The organism is Saccharopolyspora aridisoli, from assembly GCF_004348445.1.
Classification (GTDB): Bacteria; Actinomycetota; Actinomycetes; order Mycobacteriales; family Pseudonocardiaceae; genus Saccharopolyspora; species Saccharopolyspora aridisoli.
In genome coordinates, this window is the sequence record NZ_SMKV01000016.1 from 61,523 (window position 1) to 76,561 (window position 15,039).

Here is a 15,039-nt window from a genome sequence, read left to right on the forward strand (position 1 = left end):
TTCGAAACCGTGACCGATCGACCGAGGATCCTGACCGTCTACCTCCTGCTGGCCTACCACTACGGGGCAGCTGCGGGCCGGGCCGCCGTTCACCCCTACACCGCTGTCAGGGGCAATCAGCGAGGAGCCTGAAACGGCAGCCCTGCCTGGGGACTCGGTGCGCCCGCCGCTCGGGCGTAGCGGTCGGCGAGTTGGGAGAAGGCGGTTCTCAGCTCCGGTGGCCCGAGGACCTCCACGTCCGCGTCGTACTTCCCGAGCTCTGCGGCCAGCGCTTCCCAGGACCACGACCCCAACGTGAGCCTGCACCGGTCGGCGGACAGCTCTTCGACCACACCGTCGTAGGTGTAGCGGGAGACCGTCGCCGCGGGCAGGTCCAAGGCGACCTCTCCTTGGCACGGCCACGCCTGCGCCCCCTGGAACCTGGTCCTGACGAACGCGGCCACGTCGCCGCCCGGGAGTTCGCGCCGGGTGAAGCGCGGGCCGGTCGGGATGCGCGGGGCGATCCGATCGGCGCGGAAGGTGCGCCAGTCGTCGCGGTCCAGGTCCCAGGCGAGGAGGTACCAGCGCCCGCCCCAGGTGATCAGGTGGTGCGGGTGCGTCCGACGAGGCGCGGGAGAGCCGGTGTAGTCGAACCGGAGTTCCTCCCGAGCGTGCACCGCGACGCTCAGGGCCATCAGGACCTCGCTGTCCACGCGCTGGGCCGTGCTGCGCTCGACCGCGGTGATCTGCAACGAATCGATCCGGTGGCGGAGCCGCGAGGGCATCACCTGGCGGAGGGTGATCAGCGCGCGGGCAGCGGCCTCCTCGATGCCCGCGCCCGCCGTCGTGGCGATGCGCAGCGCGATCGCCAGCGCTACCGCCTGGTCATCGTCGAACAGCAGCGGCGGCAGGTTGCTGCCCGCTTCCAGCCGGTACCCGCCGTCCGGTCCTTTGACCGCCGCGATCGGATAACCCAGGTCCCGCAGTCGGTCGACGTCGCGCCGCACCGTGCGGTCGCTGACCTCCAGGCGCTCGGCGAGCACCGAACCCGGCCAGTCCCGACGCGCCTGGAGCAGCGACAGCAACGACAGCAGCCGCGTGGAGGTTCTCCGCATGACCCCATCGTGCCCGCGGTAGCGGACACGAACTGACCGCTACCGGTGCGAAGCTGCTCCCATGACTGCTTCCAGCACCGCACTCGACTTTGAGAAGGGCGACCTGCTCACCGAGCTCGCCACCGTGCGCGGCCAGTTGCTCAACACCGTCCGGGGACTGACCGACGAACAGCTGGGCGAACGCCCGACCACGAGCGAGCTGTGCCTCGGCGGGATCGTCAAGCACGTCGCGAGCACCGAGGAGTCGTGGCTGCGGTTCATCACCGACGGGCCCTCGGCGATGAGCTTCGCGCTGCCCGACGGAGTCACCTGGGGCGACATCGAGGCCGGCACCGCGCGTGAGCACCCGCAGTGGATGATCGACCGGCTCGACGAGTTCCAGATGCTCCCCGGTGACACCCTCGAAGGGATCGTGCAGCGCTGCGAGGACGTCGCCGCCCGCACCGAGGAGATCGTGACCGCGCTGCCCGACCTGCTGATCACGCACCCGGTGCCCGACGCGCCCTGGAACGAACCCGGCACCGAGCTCAGCGCCCGCCGCGTGCTGCTGCACGTGATCTCCGAGATCGCGCAGCACGCCGGACACGCGGACATCATCCGCGAGAGCATCGACGGCCAGACGACCACCTGAGCGCATGACCGTTCTCGACACCCGCGCGCTCAACCGCGCGACGTTGGCCCGGCAGCTCCTGCTCCAGCCCGCGGACCTCGCACCGCGCGATGCCGTGGCGCACCTGTGCGGCGTGCAGGCCCAGGAACCGCAGGAACCCTTCGTCGGCCTCTGGTCCCGGCTGCGCGTCTTCGATCCGGCCGAGCTCTCGGAGCTGCTGATTCGGCGGAGAGTGGTGCGGACCCACCTGATGCGCCGCACCATGCACCTGCTGGCCGCCGAGGACGTCCTGTCCTGGAGGTCCCGGCACGACGCGATGCTGTTGCAGCGGGTCCTCGGCGTCCACCGGCGCGAGCTCGCGGAGGTCGACCTCGACGAGCTCGCGGCGGCGGGCCGGGAGGTGCTGGCGGAGTGCGGACCGCATTCGCAGTCCGAGCTGGCGAGAGCGATCGCCCACCGCTGGCCCGGGCAGGGCCTCCGCGCGCTGGGCGAAGCGGTGGTCGGCGCCCTGGTTCCCGTCGTGCAGCTACCGCCGCGAGGTCTCTGGCGCACCAGCGGGGCTGCCCGCTACCTGCCGGTTTCCTCCTGGCTGGGCCGGGACGTCGACCAGGAGTCACCCGACGACCAGGTCGGCCGGAACCTGGTGCGCCGCTACCTCGCCGCGTTCGGCCCGGCCGCTACCGCCGAAATCCGCGCATGGTCGGGCCTGGCCGGCCTGCCGGGCGCGGTGAAGGCGGTGCGTGACCAGCTCGTGTCCTTCCGGGACGAGCGTGGACGCGAACTGCTGGACCTGCCCGACGCGCCGCGCCCCGACCCGGACATGCCCGCGCCCGTGCGGTTCCTGCCCGCGTTCGACAACGCCATCCTCGGTTACGACGACCGCAGTCGGATCATCGACGACGAGCACCGCGGCCTGTCGGTGGCCGGCGAACGCGTCGTGCTGGTGGACGGCCGCGTCGCCGGAACGTGGGAGGTCGCACGGAGAACCGTGGACGTCGCTCCGCTGCACGGCTTCTCGCGCTCGCAGCGCGCGCAGCTGGTCGAGCAGGGGAGCGCGCTGGCGCTGTTCCTCTCCGATGGCGAGAGCGACAGCGCCCGCGTGACATGAGAGCTGTTGAGGAGTTGTCCTGCCTGGCGGTGCCGGTACCAGGATTGCCCGAAGGGGAGAGCGCAACGGCTCCGCTGGGTTCCTCCGTGGGCCACTCGATGTGTTCCGCGCACCCCCGGGGGTGGCGTCGATCCTCACCGGTGTGCACAGTGGGGCCCATGGTGTTCCGCGTACCGACGCCCTCTGACGTCCTCGGCCTGGCGAAGTCCACGGTGGGCTGGGCAGCTGAAACGGCCACGGCCGCTGCCACCGCTCCGGTCCGCGTGCTGGGTCTTCTCGGTGAGACCGAGAAGCTGGTCGGCCGCATCTCCACGGTGCTGGACCAGGTGGAAGACCTGGTCCAACGAGCCGGCGGCACCGTTGACGACGCAGAGGAGACGATCCAGGACGCCCGTGCGGTCGCCGTCGCGGCCGCTCCCATCGTGGCCGCCGCCGGTCAGGTCTCGACCATGGCGGAGTCGGTCGTGGGCAGGGCCAACGGGGTCTGCGACGACGCGGCCAAGACCGTCGCCGAGGCCCAGCGCACCTCGGCGAACGCCGATGAGCTCCTCTCGCTCTACGCGCCCACGGCCAAGAAGGCCGCGCCGCTGGTGGACAGGTTCGTCGAGGAGTTCTCCGACGCCGAGGTCGACGCGGCGATCCGCCTGGTCGACGAGCTGCCGCAGCTCACCGAGCACATCCTCACCGACATCCTGCCGATTCTGCGGACCCTCGACCGAGTCGGTCCCGAGATCCACGAACTCCTGGAAGTCACCTACGACGTCCGCCGGGCGATCGCGGGCATCCCCGGGTTCCAGTTCTTGCGCCGTCGAGGTGAGGACAAGGTCGACGACGAGGAGCCCGCGAAGCCGCAGCCGATCGCCGCAGCGAAGTGACCACGAGCCGGTCGTGACCTCAGGGCCGAGGTCAGCACTCCCACGGCTCCGCCGGAATGGGTTCCTCGGCCGGAACCCGCTGCCCCATGGGGACAGCCGGTGCGGCGCCGTGTGGTCCACCGGCACGGCGGGCGACCCGGGAGACCGGGTGATCGGGGTCACGCAGGTGGAACGAGTTGGGAGCGACTCCGGCTTCAGCCTTGCTCTGCCGAGCAACGCTCCTCGGGTGGCAGCAGTGCCGGGTACCAGATGTCGGTCAGCGTTTCCGCGGGGTCGGTGTCGGTGGTGTCCAACGTGCCCTGAACGGCCCAGCGTGTGAAGAAGCGCTCCAGCTGCGTCACCAGCAGCCCGACCCGCAAGCGCGCCTCGTCGCCGCGAGAGGGGCCCCACCGCTGCAGGTATCGCGGCATCGCGGCGGGCAGCTCGGCGACCGCTGCCGTCGCGATCGGCCGGAAGGAGGGCTCCAGGGCCACCGCCTCGTCCCACACCGGCAGGATGTCGCGGTTCGCCTCGAACCAGTGGAGGGCGTGGCGCAGCCAGTCGGTGAACCGGTCCCGCGAACCGCTGGCCAGCACCGCGTCCAGGTCGGCGTAGACCGAGACCGCGCGCTGTTGCGTCGTTTCGGCGCCGATCCGCCGCAGGACGTCGGGTTTGCCGTCGAAGTGCAGGTAGAAGGTCGCTCGACTGCACCCGACCTCGGAGGTGACGTCGTCGACCGTGACCGCCGCGTAGCCGCGCTCGACGAACAGTCGGCGGGCTGCCTCCAGCAGCGCGGCACGGGTCCGCTGCTTCTGCTGCTGCCGCAGCGTCAGGCGTTCGGTGTCGGTCACGGGCCCGACCATACAGCTGCCCATTCACTGGACACCACGTCAGCGAAATGGCAGAGTCGATCGCCGATCGCATCGCGACGAGGAGGTTGCCGATGGGTTCCGATCCGGTGGTCTGCATCATCGGCGCCGGTTGTTCCGGCTTCACCACGGCCAAGCGGCTCCACGACGCCGGAATCCGCTACGACTGCTTCGAAGAGTCCGACGACATCGGCGGGAACTGGTACTTCGACAACCCCAACGGGCGTTCCGCCTGCTACGAATCGCTGCACATCGACACCTCGACCACCCGTTTGCAGTTCGAGGACTTCCCAACTGCCGGTGCGTGGCCGGACTTCCCGCACCACACGCTGATCCACCGCTACTTCCGGGACTACGTCGAGCACTTCGGCCTGCGCGAGACCATCACCTTCAACACCCGGGTCGACGCCGCTCGGAGAAAACCTGGCGGGAGCTGGGAAGTCCGGCTGAGCAGCGGCGAGACGCGCGAGTACGACGCGCTGGTGGTCGCCAACGGTCACCACTGGAACCCGCGAGTCCCGCAGTACCCGGGCGAGTTCGACGGAACGACCCTGCACAGCCACTCCTACCGCAGCCCGTTCTCGCCGGTGGACATGCGCGGCAAGCGGATCGTGGTGGTGGGCATGGGCAATTCCGCGCTGGACATCGCGGCTGAGCTATCGCACCGCTCGATCGCCGAGCACGTCTGGGTTTCGGCTCGTCGCGGGGTATGGGTGCTGCCCAAGTACCGGGGCGGCAAGCCTGCGGACAAGCTGATGATGCCGCCGTGGATGCCGAAACCGCTGGCACTGCGGCTGGCGCGCAAGGCCATCAAGAGCAACGTCGGCGCGATGCAGGACTACGGCCTGCCCGAGCCGGACCACGAGCCGCTGTCCGCGCACCCGTCGGTGAGCATCGACTTCCTGGCCAAGGCCGGTTCCGGTGACCTGACCTGCGTTCCCGCGATCGAGCGGCTGGCCGGCTCGGCCGTCGAGTGCGCGGACGGCGCGCGGATCGAGGCCGACGTGATCGTGTTCGCCACCGGTTACACCATGAGCTTCCCGTTCTTCGACGACCCGGAGCTGCAACCCGATGCCGAGCACCGGTTCCCGCTGTTCAAGCGGATTTTCAAGCCGGGCATCGACAACCTGTACTTCGCCGGCCTCGCGCAGGCGTCGCCGACGATCGTCAACCTCGCCGAGCAGCAGAGCAAGCTCATCGCCGCGCACCTCACCGGCGAGTACCGGCTGCCCGGCGCGGCGGAGATGGACCGCATCATGGCGTGCGACGAGCGCAAGCACCTTCGGCAGTACTACGACGCTCCGAGGCATACCATCCAACTCGACTTCGCCCGATACGTGCGCGATCTGCACCGCGAGATCGCCGCAGGCAGGAAGCGAGCCCACCGATGAACGGTCACTGCGCCTCCCGTTTCGCGCCGCTGCAGGAACTGCTGGAACGCCGACTGGCCGAGGGCGAGGAGCGCGGCGCGTCGATCTGCGTCGTCCAGGACGGCGAGACGGTCGTCGACATCTGGGGCGGCGAAGCCCGCGAGGGCGTGCCCTGGGAGCGGGACACGCTGGTCAACACCTTCTCGGTGACCAAGACGATGCTCGCCCTCGTCGTGCTCGGCCTCGCCGATTCCGGTGAGATCGACCTCGACGCCCCGGTGGCCGACCACTGGCCGGAGTTCGCCGCCGAAGGCAAGTCGCAGGTTCTGGTCAGGCACCTCCTCGGGCACACCAGCGGACTTCCGGGCTGGGACGCGACGATGACCGTGGACGACCTCTACGACACGCGCCGGGCCGCGGCGCTGCTGGCAGCGCAGCAGCCGTGGTTCGAGCCGGGGCAGGGCTCGGGCTACCAGGCGATCACCCACGGCCACCTGCTCGGCGAGCTCGTGCAGCGCGCCACCGGGCGATCCCTGGGAACCGTGCTGCGCACCGACTACGCCGAGCCGCTCGGCGCGGATTTCTGGCTCGGCGCACCGGAATCGGTGGACGGCCGGGTCGCGGTCCTCAAGTCACCGCCGGGCGTGCCCGAGCTCGGTGAACTCGGTGCGCGGGCGCTGGCCAACCCGCTGCTGTCGATGCGGGTGACGACCGCGCGGGAGTTCCTGGCCGCCGAACTCGGCGGGTTCAACGGCCAGGGCAACGCCCGTTCGATCGCGCGGTTGCAGTTGGTGATCTCCCACGGCGGTGCCCTCGACGGCCGGCGCTACCTCTCGCCGGAGGTGGTCGAGCGGATCTTCGAGGTCCAATCCGATGCGCGCGACCGCGTTCTCGGCATCCACATCCCGTTCGGCATGGGCTACGCGCTGCCGATCCCGGAGCTGATGCCCACGCCGACCGGGCGGATCTGCTGGTGGGTCGGGCACGGCGGAGCTGTGGTGATCAACGACCTCGACCGGCGGATGACCATGGCCTACGCGATGAACAAGATGTCCGCCGAGCTCGTCGGCGCGACCAAGACCCGCGACTACGTGCGCACCACCTACGAGTGCCTGTCGGCGTGAGGACACGACGACGCCGGCGACCCTTCCGGGCCACCGGCGTCGCGGTGCATCAGGCTCCGAATCCCTTGAAGATGGTGGTGAACTCGAAGGGCTGCTGCTCGATGCTGCTGCACGTCGGCGAAACCGCGCCACCCGGGCAGTCGCCGTTGTCGCGGCCCGCGGACCAGAACGACAGCAAGCCGATCCCGTTGGCGTTGGCCCAGTCCAGCAGCTGGCGCGCGTGGTCCTGGGTGAAGGTGTTGCCGTTGAAGTTGCGGCCGATCATCGGAGTCACGCCCAGGCGGGCCTTGAGGTCGGCGTCGCTGAGGTTCGGCCAGATTCCCTTCATCTGGCGCAGGGTGCTCTCGGCGGCCGCGATCACCGCGTCGCCCCACGGCTTGCTGGAACCGAACTCCATCGTCATCGGGTTGACCAGCACGTCGACCCCGTACGCGGCTGCGCTCTGCAGCACCTGCAGCGAGTAGGGGTCGAGGCCGGTCTCATCGGCCTGGACGCGCAGCGTGTAGCTGACCTTGGTGCCGCGCTCCGCCTGGAGCTTGGCCAGCGCCTCGTTGACGACGTCGTGCGGGATGGTCGCCTCGACGTCGACGTCGAGGTGGTTGGCGCCGGTCGCGTCGAGGATCGCCTCGTAGGCGCCCAGCAGCTCGTCCGCGGTGCCGCACACGCTTTCCAGGTACGGGCCCATGGCGCCGCCGGTGGCGACGATGACGTCGCCGCCCATGGCTCGCAGTTCGTCGATCTGGCCCTTGATGGCCGGGTCGTCGACGGCCCGCTCGCCACCCCACATCGGGGTGCACCCGGCGGCGCTGCCGAGCACGAAGGCGAGCGTGAAGTGCTGCTGTCCGGTGGCCTTGGCGACCTCCGCCAGGGTGGGCTCCTCCTGCATCACGTCGATGTAGGGAGCGGACTTGATCTCGGCGGGCGCTTCCTGGGCGAGGGCGGAACCCGCGGCCAGCGGGAGCATCGAGCTCGCGACCAGGGCGGTGACGAGCTTTCGGGGGATTCGCATGGTGCTACTCCGGGGGCTCACTGGAACTCGGCGATGATCTTGGTGAATTCGTAGGGCTGCTGCTCGACGCTGCTGCACTTGCCGTCGGCCCATCCGCCGGGCTGGGTGCAGACGCGGTCGCGGTTGAGCGCCCAGTAGGAGAGGCGGCCGATCTGCTTCTGCTCGGCGTAGTCCAGCAGCGCGCGGAAGGTGTCCGGGGTGAACAGCTCGGACGGCTGGTCGGTGTGACCGTTCATGAGGATCACGCCGGTGCGCGCGTAGGCCGCGGCGTCGTCGAACTCGGGGTGCAGCTCGCGCAACTGCTCGTGGAACGCCTCGGCGACCGAGATGGCGCTGTTGGCCATGTCCTGCCCGGGGCCGCCGTAGTCGAAGTCCATGATCTTGAACAGGTCGATCTCGGCGCCCATGTCCTTGGCGCGCTTGATCTCGGCCTTGCCCGCTTCGTTGAGGCCGACGGTGGTCATCGGCAGCGTCAGCGTGACGTGAAGGTCGGGGTTGCTCTCCTCGAGCAGCTTGATGGCTTCGAAGCGCTTGGTCTCGTTGGGCACGTCGCCGAGGTCGTCGCCCTCGATGTCGAGGTCGATGTGCGTCAGCTGGTACTTGTCGATGACCTGCTGGTAAGCGTCCGCCAGAGCAGTGGCGTCGGCGCAGGCGGCGGCCAGCTCGATGCCGTTGTAGCCGCCGAAGGACACCGAGATGTCGCCGCCGGCAGCGCGCACCGCGTCCGCTCGGGCCTTCACGGCGGTGTCGGTGGCGACCTCCTGGCCGACCTTGCCGTCCCATGTGGGAGTGCAGGAGTCGGTGGAAGGGGCCAGGGCGAAGGCGAAGATGTAGTCCTCCTGCCCGCTGGCCTGGATCGCCTCGGCGATGTCCTGCGGTTCGTTGTCCAGCGGCATGTAGTACGGCGCGGCCTTGAGCTCACCGGGGGCGGCCTGCGCCGTCATGGTTCCGGCGATCGGCAGCACCAGCAGGCCGGCGGCCAGCGCCGCCCATCGGATCGGTTTCCTCGTCACAGGGTTCTCCCCTCACGGCGACCCGGTCGGTCGGGCGGGTCGTGGATCGATCCGGAAGCGCGGCGCGCTCGGCCCCGGATTCGCACTGCGGAGATCTCCGCTACCGGCGCGGCAGAAGCTATGTGCACCACGCCACGCGGTCAACGGGTTCAGACCACTTTGGCGGGACTGCGCAACGCCTCTGGCCCGCGCGCGTCATCCGCAGCGTCCCCGTGCCCCAGCGGGTTCCGCCGGACGCCGCGCGACGTCGTTGCGGGGGTGCCCGGCGTTAGCGGATTCCGGCGGTGCGAAGGATCACGATCTGCCAGCGGTCCTCAGCACGTGGACGAACGCATGCCACTTCAACCGTTCTTCCTGCGCACGACCGGGTTGAAGGTGTTTCGCCCGGTTCCGGCAGGTCCGGCCGGTGGGATCTAGGGTGACCGCCCATTGCCGCAGTACCCACTCGAAGGAGTGATCGGCTCCCCATGTCGAACGCCAACCCAACTCCCAGGCGCACCGCGTTGGTGGCGGCTGCCGCGCTCTCCACCGTGATGCTCGGCAGCACCCCGGCCACCGCCGAGCCCGAGTCGGGCGAGGCGTCGCAGGCAGCGCAGAAGCTGCGCGAGCTGTCCCGGCAAGCCGAGGTGATCACCGAGGACTACAAGAAGGCGCAGGACGATCACGCGGCCAAGCGCCACGACCTCGGCCGGTTCAACGCCGAGGCCCAGCAGGCTGACCGGGTCGCCGGCGAGGCCCGCGTGCAGGAGGAGAAGCTGCGCGGCCAGGTCGACCGGCTGAGCAAGGCCTCCTACAAGGGTTCGCAGATGAACTCGATCGCCGCGGTCCTCGGCAGCGAAACCCCGGACGCGTTCCTGGACCGGGCCTCCACGCTCGACCTGATGGCGCAGCACAACTCCGAGTCCGTGCACGCCTACGCCGATGCCACGCACCGCGCGGAGAACGCCCGCCGCCAGGCGTGGGACGCGCGCGCCGGTGCCGCCAAGGCGGAGTCCGACGCCGCGCGGCTGGAGGGCGACATCGCCGGCCGCAAGAAGGAGATGGACTCCCAGGTCGCCAAGGTCAAGGACCAGTACAACGAGCTCAGCGAGAAGGACAAGGACCTGCTGTCGGGCGTGCAGAGCGCCGTCGGTCAGCTCGCCGGTTCCGGCGCGGCGATCGAGGCGGTCAACGCGGCGCTGGACAAGCAGGGCTCCCCGTACGTCTACGGCGCCAAGGGGCCCTCGCAGTTCGACTGCTCGGGTCTGGTGCAGTGGGCCTACAAGCAGGCCGGTGTCGACCTGCCTGGGTCGACGCGCTCGCAGGTGTCGGTGGGACGTTCGGTGTCGCAGTCGGAGATGAAGCCCGGCGACATCATCTTCTTCTACAGCTCGGCCAGCCACGACGGCATCTACATCGGCAACGGCAAGATGGTGCACGCGCCGACCGAGGGTCAGTCGGTCTCCGTCGAAGAGGTCGAGTACATGGGTGAGGTCCACTCGGTGCGTCGCGTCGCCGGCTGACGGCTGATTGCGCGCAGCGGGTGGTGTTCCGCCGTTTCCCGACCGCACCGAAATCGGTTCCGCTACAGTCTGTGCTGGCTTGATCACTGGAAGCCAGATTCCTGGTTCCGTCCTCGCGTGAACCGAGGTTCGGGCGAGGCGGAGGACGTTGGGAGAACCCATGTTGAGCAGGATCGCGATGGTGTCGGTGACCGCTGCGGCCACCGTGCTGCCGTTCGGCGCGGGCAGCGCGGTGGCCGAACAGGCCTCGGCGCCCGAGCTCGTTGCGGGCACGCCGTGCACGGCGAGCGCGCATGCGTGCGTGAGCCTTTCGCGGAACCGCGCGTGGTTGATCCGCGCCGGCGAGGTCTACTACGGCGAAGCCTCGGCGCTCGGCGGCCGTCCGGAGAGCCCCACCCCGGCCGGCGTCTTCCACGTGACGTGGAAGGACGAGGACCACCACAGCGAGGAATTCGACGCACCGATGCCGAACTCGGTGTTCTTCACCAACACCGGCGTCGCGTTCCACCAGGGCAGCCTCACCGAGCGTTCCGCGGGCTGCATCCACCTGTCGAAGAAGTCCTCCGCGGTCTTCTTCGACAAGCTCCAGGTCGGCGACGAGGTCCAGGTCGTCCCGTGAGCGGAGAACCCTTGGGAGGGCCCGCGACCTTCGCGCACCACGTGCGGGAGTCACGGGCCCTTCGTCGCCTTCAGGACTGGGGGAGCGCGGCGTGCAGCGTCGCCGCCCACTGGGTGACGATGTTCTCGCGGCGCGCGGAGTCGTCGGTGAGGACGTCGGCGAGGCCGAGCCCGCGGGCGAGGTCGAGGGTGGCCTGGACGAGCCGTCGGGTGGTCGGGTCGGTGTCGTCCGCACCGAGCAGCTCGATCGCCGTCTGGTGCACCGTGCGGCCGAACTTCGCTTCCAGCGGCACGATCCGCTCCCGCAGGGACGGGTCCGCGGCCGCCGCCGTCCAGACCTGGAGGGCGGCCTTGAACAGCTCGCCGGTGTAGTGGTCGACGACCCTGGAGACCACGAATTCGGTGCGGCCGGGCCCTTCGGGCAGGTGGGTGCTCTCCTCCCGGATCTCGGCCATCCGCGCGTCGAACATGTACTCCAGGGCCGCGGTGATGAGGTCCTCGCGAGCTGGGAAGTGGTGCTGCGCCGCACCGCGCGACACACCCGCGCGCTGTGCCGCGGCGGTGACCGTCGTGGCCTCCCAGCCCTGGTCGGCCAGGCAGTCGATGGTCGCTTCCAGCAGGCGTTGCCGCGTCGCCCGGCTGCGGTCCTGCTTCGGCTCGCGCGACGACATTCCCCTCATCCCCCATCGGTGCTGCGGATCCGGCTCAGTACGACTTCGGCAGTCCCAGGCTGTGCTGGGCCACGTAGTTGAGGATCATTTCACGGCTGACCGGCGCGACCCGCGCGATGCGGGCGGCGCCGAGCATCGCCGCCAGGCCGTGCTCGGCCGTCAGACCGGAACCGCCGTGCGTCTGGATGGCGCGGTCCAGGGCGGCGATGCTGGCTTCGGCGGCCGCGTACTTGGCCATGTTCGCCGCCTCGGCGGCCTCCACGTCCACACCCGCGTCGTAGAGCGTGGCGGCCTTCTGCATCATCACCTTGGCCAGCTCCACCTCGATCTTGTGCTGCGCCAGCGGGTGGGCGATGCCCTGGTGCGCGCCGATCGGGGTCTTCCAGACCTGCCGCTGGTTCGCGTACTCCACGGCCCTGGTCAGCGCGTAGCGGCCCATGCCGGTGGCCAGGGCGGCACCGAGGATCCGTTCCGGGTTGAGACCGGAGAACAGCTGCATCAGCGCCGCGTCCTCCTCGCCGACCAACGCGTCGGCGGGCAGCCGCACGTCGTCGAGGAACAGCGTGAACTGCCGGTCCGGGGTGATGATGTCCATCTCCATCGGCTGCGCCACGAGATTCGGCGTGTCGGTGGGCACTACGAACAGCGCGGGTTTGAGCTTGCCGGAGCGGGAGTCCTCGGTGCGCGCGACGACCAGCACCGCGTCGGCCTGGTCGACGCCGGAGATGAACACCTTCTGGCCCTGCAAGATCCAGTCGGCGCCGTCGCGGCGCGCGGTGGTGGTGATGTGGTGCGAGTTCGAGCCCGCGTCCGGTTCGGTGATGGCGAAGACCATCGTCGTGGTGGCGTCGGCGAGGCCGGGCAGCCAGCGCTGCTTCTGCTCGGGCGTGCCGTACTGGGTGATGATCGTCCCGCAGATCGCGGGGGAGACCACGACGAGCAGCAGCCCGGCGCCCTGGGCGGCGAGTTCTTCCTGCACCAGCGCGAGTTCGTAGATCCCGGCACCGCCACCGCCGTACTCCTCGGGGATGTTCACGCCGAGGAACCCGAGCCTGCCCGCCTCGGACCACAGCTCCGTGAGCGGTTCGCGCAGGCGCGCCTTGGGCAAGACGTAGTCGACGTGGTTGTAGCGCTGGGCGAGCTTGGCGACGGAGGCGCGCAGTTCCTTCCGCTCGTCGGTCTCGATGAAGCTCATGCGTTCTCCTCGGTGTCCGGAGCGTCGACCACGGCGAGCACGGTTCCCACCTCGACCTGTTGTCCCGCGACCACGTCGAGCTCGCTGAGCAGACCGTCGGCAGGGGCTGCGACGGTGTGCTCCATCTTCATCGCCTCCAGCCACAGGATCGGCTGGCCTGCGGTGACGCGGTCCCCGGTGGCGGCGGCGAGACGGATGACCTTGCCGGGCATCGGGGCCAGCAGCGACCCCTCGGTGACCAGGTCGGCGGGGTCGGTGAAGCGCGGCACGCGCACCAGCGCGACCGGCCCGAGCGGGGAGTCGACGTGGACGCGGTCGTCGTAGCGGGTGATGTCGAAGCTCCGGCGGACCGGGCCGTGCTCGCCGGGAACGTCGAGCACGACGCGGTTCGGGGTCGCGTCCACCAGTGCGAGCCCCGGGTGGTTCGCGATCTCGAGGCCGGTTCGCTTGGCGGAGTAGGACACCTCGATCTCGCGGTCCCCGCAGGTGTAGGTCTTGGTCTGCGGCACCGACGGCAGGTTCCGCCACCCGGACGGGATCCCGGCGTTGGCGCGTGCGGTGAGCCGGTTCTCGGCGGCCGAGGACATCGCGGCGGCGACCGCGGCGAGGTCGGCGGCGTCGTCGGAGGCCAGCGGCCGGGACAGGGCGGCCAGGCCGTGGCGGTCGAAGAACGCCGTGTCCGTGTCACCGGCCAGGAACGCCGGGTGGCGCAGGATTCGCACGAGCAGGTCCCGGTTGGTGATCAGGTCGTGGATCTCGGCCCGCGTCAGGCTCGCGGCCAGCAGCCGTGCGGCCTCCTCCCGGCTCTCACCGAAGGAGATGACCTTGGCCAGCATCGGGTCGTAGTGGATGCCCACCGCGTCACCGCTGGCGAAACCGGAGTCCAGCCTGACCCCTGGAGAGCTCAGGGCGGAGAACTCCGCTGCGGTGTCGCCGAACTCGATGCGCTGCAGCGTTCCGCTCTGCGGGCGCCAGTCGTGCGCGGGGTCTTCGGCGTAGAGCCGGACCTCGATCGAATGACCGCGGGATGTGGGGGGTTCGGCGGGAAGCTCGTGCCCGTCGGCGATCTGCAGCTGGAGCCGAACCAGGTCGACTCCGGTGGTGTTCTCGGTGACCGGGTGCTCCACCTGCAGGCGCGTGTTCATCTCCAGGAAGAAGAACTCGCCCTGCTCGTCGGCCAGGAACTCCACGGTTCCCGCGCCCTCGTAGCCGATCGCCGAGGCCGCCAGTCGCGCTGACTCGAACAGCCGCTCCCGCAGCCGCGGACCGATGCGCTCGACCAGCGGAGAGGGCGCCTCTTCGACGACCTTCTGGTGCCTGCGCTGGATCGAGCACTCGCGCTCGCCGAGCGCCCACACCGTGCCGTGCGCGTCGGCGAGGACCTGCACCTCGATGTGCCGCCCGGCCTCCAGGTAGCGCTCGCAGAACACGGTCGGGTCGCCGAACGCCGACTCGGCTTCGCGGCGCGCGGCGTCGAGCTGCTCCGGCAGCTCGGCGAGCGTCCGCACCACCCGCATGCCGCGACCACCGCCCCCGGCCGAGGCCTTGACCAGGATCGGGAGTTCGGACTCGGTGACGGACTCGGGATCGAGCTCGGCCAGCACCGGGACCCCGGCGTCGGCCATCAGCTCCTTGGCCTCGACCTTGGAGCCCATCGACTCGATGGCCTGCACCGGCGGCCCCACCCAGCGCAGCCCTGCGTCGGAAACCGCCTGCGCGAACGCGGCGTTCTCCGAGAGGAACCCGTACCCGGGGTGCACGGTGTCGGCACCCGTGGACCTCGCGGCCTGCACGAGCCGCTCGGCCCGCAGGTACGTCTCGCCCGGGGTGTCGCCGGGCAGCCGGACCGCCACGTCGGCCTCGGCGACGTGCGGCGCGGACGCGTCGCTGTCGGAGAAGACCGCCGTGGTCGACAGGCCCATGCGGCGGGCGGTGGCGAAGACCCGCCGGGCGATCTCACCGCGGTTGGCGACCAGAACATGGGTGATCATCGCTGAGGACC

At 70.1% G+C, this 15,039-nt stretch carries 15 protein-coding genes; 8 read left to right on the top strand and 7 right to left on the bottom strand.

Annotated features, from left to right (window positions below):
* The first annotated feature begins 9 nt into the window (after positions 1 to 9).
* Entirely contained in the window at positions 10 to 132 is a 123-nt protein-coding gene (locus E1161_RS28370; protein WP_268951390.1) for a hypothetical protein, read from the top strand.
* Here the strand turns inward: E1161_RS28370 and E1161_RS15040 are convergent.
* On the bottom strand, positions 117 to 1,094 hold the full coding sequence (locus tag E1161_RS15040; RefSeq protein ID WP_132623815.1) for a helix-turn-helix transcriptional regulator: 978 nt from the start codon (positions 1,092 to 1,094) through the stop codon (positions 117 to 119). The genes E1161_RS28370 and E1161_RS15040 overlap by 16 nt on opposite strands.
* A gap of 61 nt (positions 1,095 to 1,155) precedes the next feature.
* Between E1161_RS15040 and E1161_RS15045 the strand changes: the two genes are divergently transcribed.
* The 3 genes from E1161_RS15045 to E1161_RS15055 all read left to right on the top strand — a co-directional run bounded on the left by E1161_RS15045 (position 1,156) and on the right by E1161_RS15055 (position 3,687).
* Entirely contained in the window at positions 1,156 to 1,725 is a 570-nt protein-coding gene (locus E1161_RS15045; protein ID WP_132623817.1) for a DinB family protein, read from the top strand.
* A 4-nt stretch (positions 1,726 to 1,729) separates the two neighbouring features.
* Complete coding sequence (locus E1161_RS15050; protein ID WP_132623819.1) at positions 1,730 to 2,812, top strand: winged helix DNA-binding domain-containing protein; 1,083 nt, start codon at positions 1,730 to 1,732, stop codon at positions 2,810 to 2,812.
* Between the two features lie 158 nt (positions 2,813 to 2,970).
* On the top strand, positions 2,971 to 3,687 hold the full coding sequence (locus E1161_RS15055) for a hypothetical protein (protein ID WP_132623821.1): 717 nt from the start codon (positions 2,971 to 2,973) through the stop codon (positions 3,685 to 3,687).
* Positions 3,688 to 3,881: 194 nt separating this feature from the next.
* Here E1161_RS15055 and E1161_RS15060 read toward each other — a convergent pair whose 3' ends face one another.
* Positions 3,882 to 4,517, bottom strand: a complete 636-nt coding sequence (locus tag E1161_RS15060; RefSeq protein WP_235875043.1) for a TetR/AcrR family transcriptional regulator — start codon at positions 4,515 to 4,517, stop codon at positions 3,882 to 3,884.
* A 92-nt stretch (positions 4,518 to 4,609) separates the two neighbouring features.
* Between E1161_RS15060 and E1161_RS15065 the strand changes: the two genes are divergently transcribed.
* Together E1161_RS15065 and E1161_RS15070 are read left to right on the top strand one after the other, a co-directional pair.
* Positions 4,610 to 5,926, top strand: coding sequence for a flavin-containing monooxygenase (locus E1161_RS15065; RefSeq protein ID WP_132623823.1), 1,317 nt, complete (start codon positions 4,610 to 4,612; stop codon positions 5,924 to 5,926).
* Positions 5,923 to 7,029: a serine hydrolase domain-containing protein gene (locus E1161_RS15070; RefSeq protein ID WP_132623825.1), complete on the top strand. Its 1,107-nt coding sequence runs from the start codon at positions 5,923 to 5,925 to the stop codon at positions 7,027 to 7,029. Before E1161_RS15065 ends, E1161_RS15070 begins: the two co-directional genes overlap by 4 nt.
* Before the next feature lie 49 nt (positions 7,030 to 7,078).
* Here the strand turns inward: E1161_RS15070 and E1161_RS15075 are convergent, their stop codons facing one another.
* Positions 7,079 to 8,038 (bottom strand): chitinase, encoded by a 960-nt coding sequence (locus E1161_RS15075; protein ID WP_132623827.1) that lies wholly within the window; start codon positions 8,036 to 8,038, stop codon positions 7,079 to 7,081.
* Positions 8,039 to 8,055: 17 nt separating this feature from the next.
* Positions 8,056 to 9,051, bottom strand: a complete 996-nt coding sequence (locus tag E1161_RS15080) for a chitinase (RefSeq protein ID WP_132623829.1) — start codon at positions 9,049 to 9,051, stop codon at positions 8,056 to 8,058.
* A gap of 467 nt (positions 9,052 to 9,518) precedes the next feature.
* On the opposite strand from E1161_RS15080, the gene E1161_RS15085 reads away from it, so the two are divergent.
* Positions 9,519 to 10,553: a C40 family peptidase gene (locus E1161_RS15085; RefSeq protein ID WP_132623831.1), complete on the top strand. Its 1,035-nt coding sequence runs from the start codon at positions 9,519 to 9,521 to the stop codon at positions 10,551 to 10,553.
* A 160-nt stretch (positions 10,554 to 10,713) separates the two neighbouring features.
* Positions 10,714 to 11,172, top strand: a complete 459-nt coding sequence (locus tag E1161_RS15090; RefSeq protein ID WP_132623833.1) for a L,D-transpeptidase — start codon at positions 10,714 to 10,716, stop codon at positions 11,170 to 11,172.
* A gap of 70 nt (positions 11,173 to 11,242) precedes the next feature.
* Here the strand turns inward: E1161_RS15090 and E1161_RS15095 are convergent, their stop codons facing one another.
* Genes E1161_RS15095 through E1161_RS15105 form a run of 3 tightly spaced genes read right to left on the bottom strand, consistent with a single transcriptional unit; the run spans position 11,243 to position 15,028 of the window.
* A complete protein-coding gene (locus E1161_RS15095; protein ID WP_207920254.1) occupies positions 11,243 to 11,851 on the bottom strand; it encodes a TetR/AcrR family transcriptional regulator in 609 nt (202 codons plus the stop codon).
* Positions 11,852 to 11,876: 25 nt separating this feature from the next.
* Positions 11,877 to 13,037, bottom strand: a complete 1,161-nt coding sequence (locus E1161_RS15100) for an acyl-CoA dehydrogenase family protein (RefSeq protein ID WP_132623837.1) — start codon at positions 13,035 to 13,037, stop codon at positions 11,877 to 11,879.
* Entirely contained in the window at positions 13,034 to 15,028 is a 1,995-nt protein-coding gene (locus E1161_RS15105; protein WP_132623839.1) for an acetyl/propionyl/methylcrotonyl-CoA carboxylase subunit alpha, read from the bottom strand. Before E1161_RS15105 ends, E1161_RS15100 begins: the two co-directional genes overlap by 4 nt.
* Positions 15,029 to 15,039 lie beyond the last annotated feature (11 nt).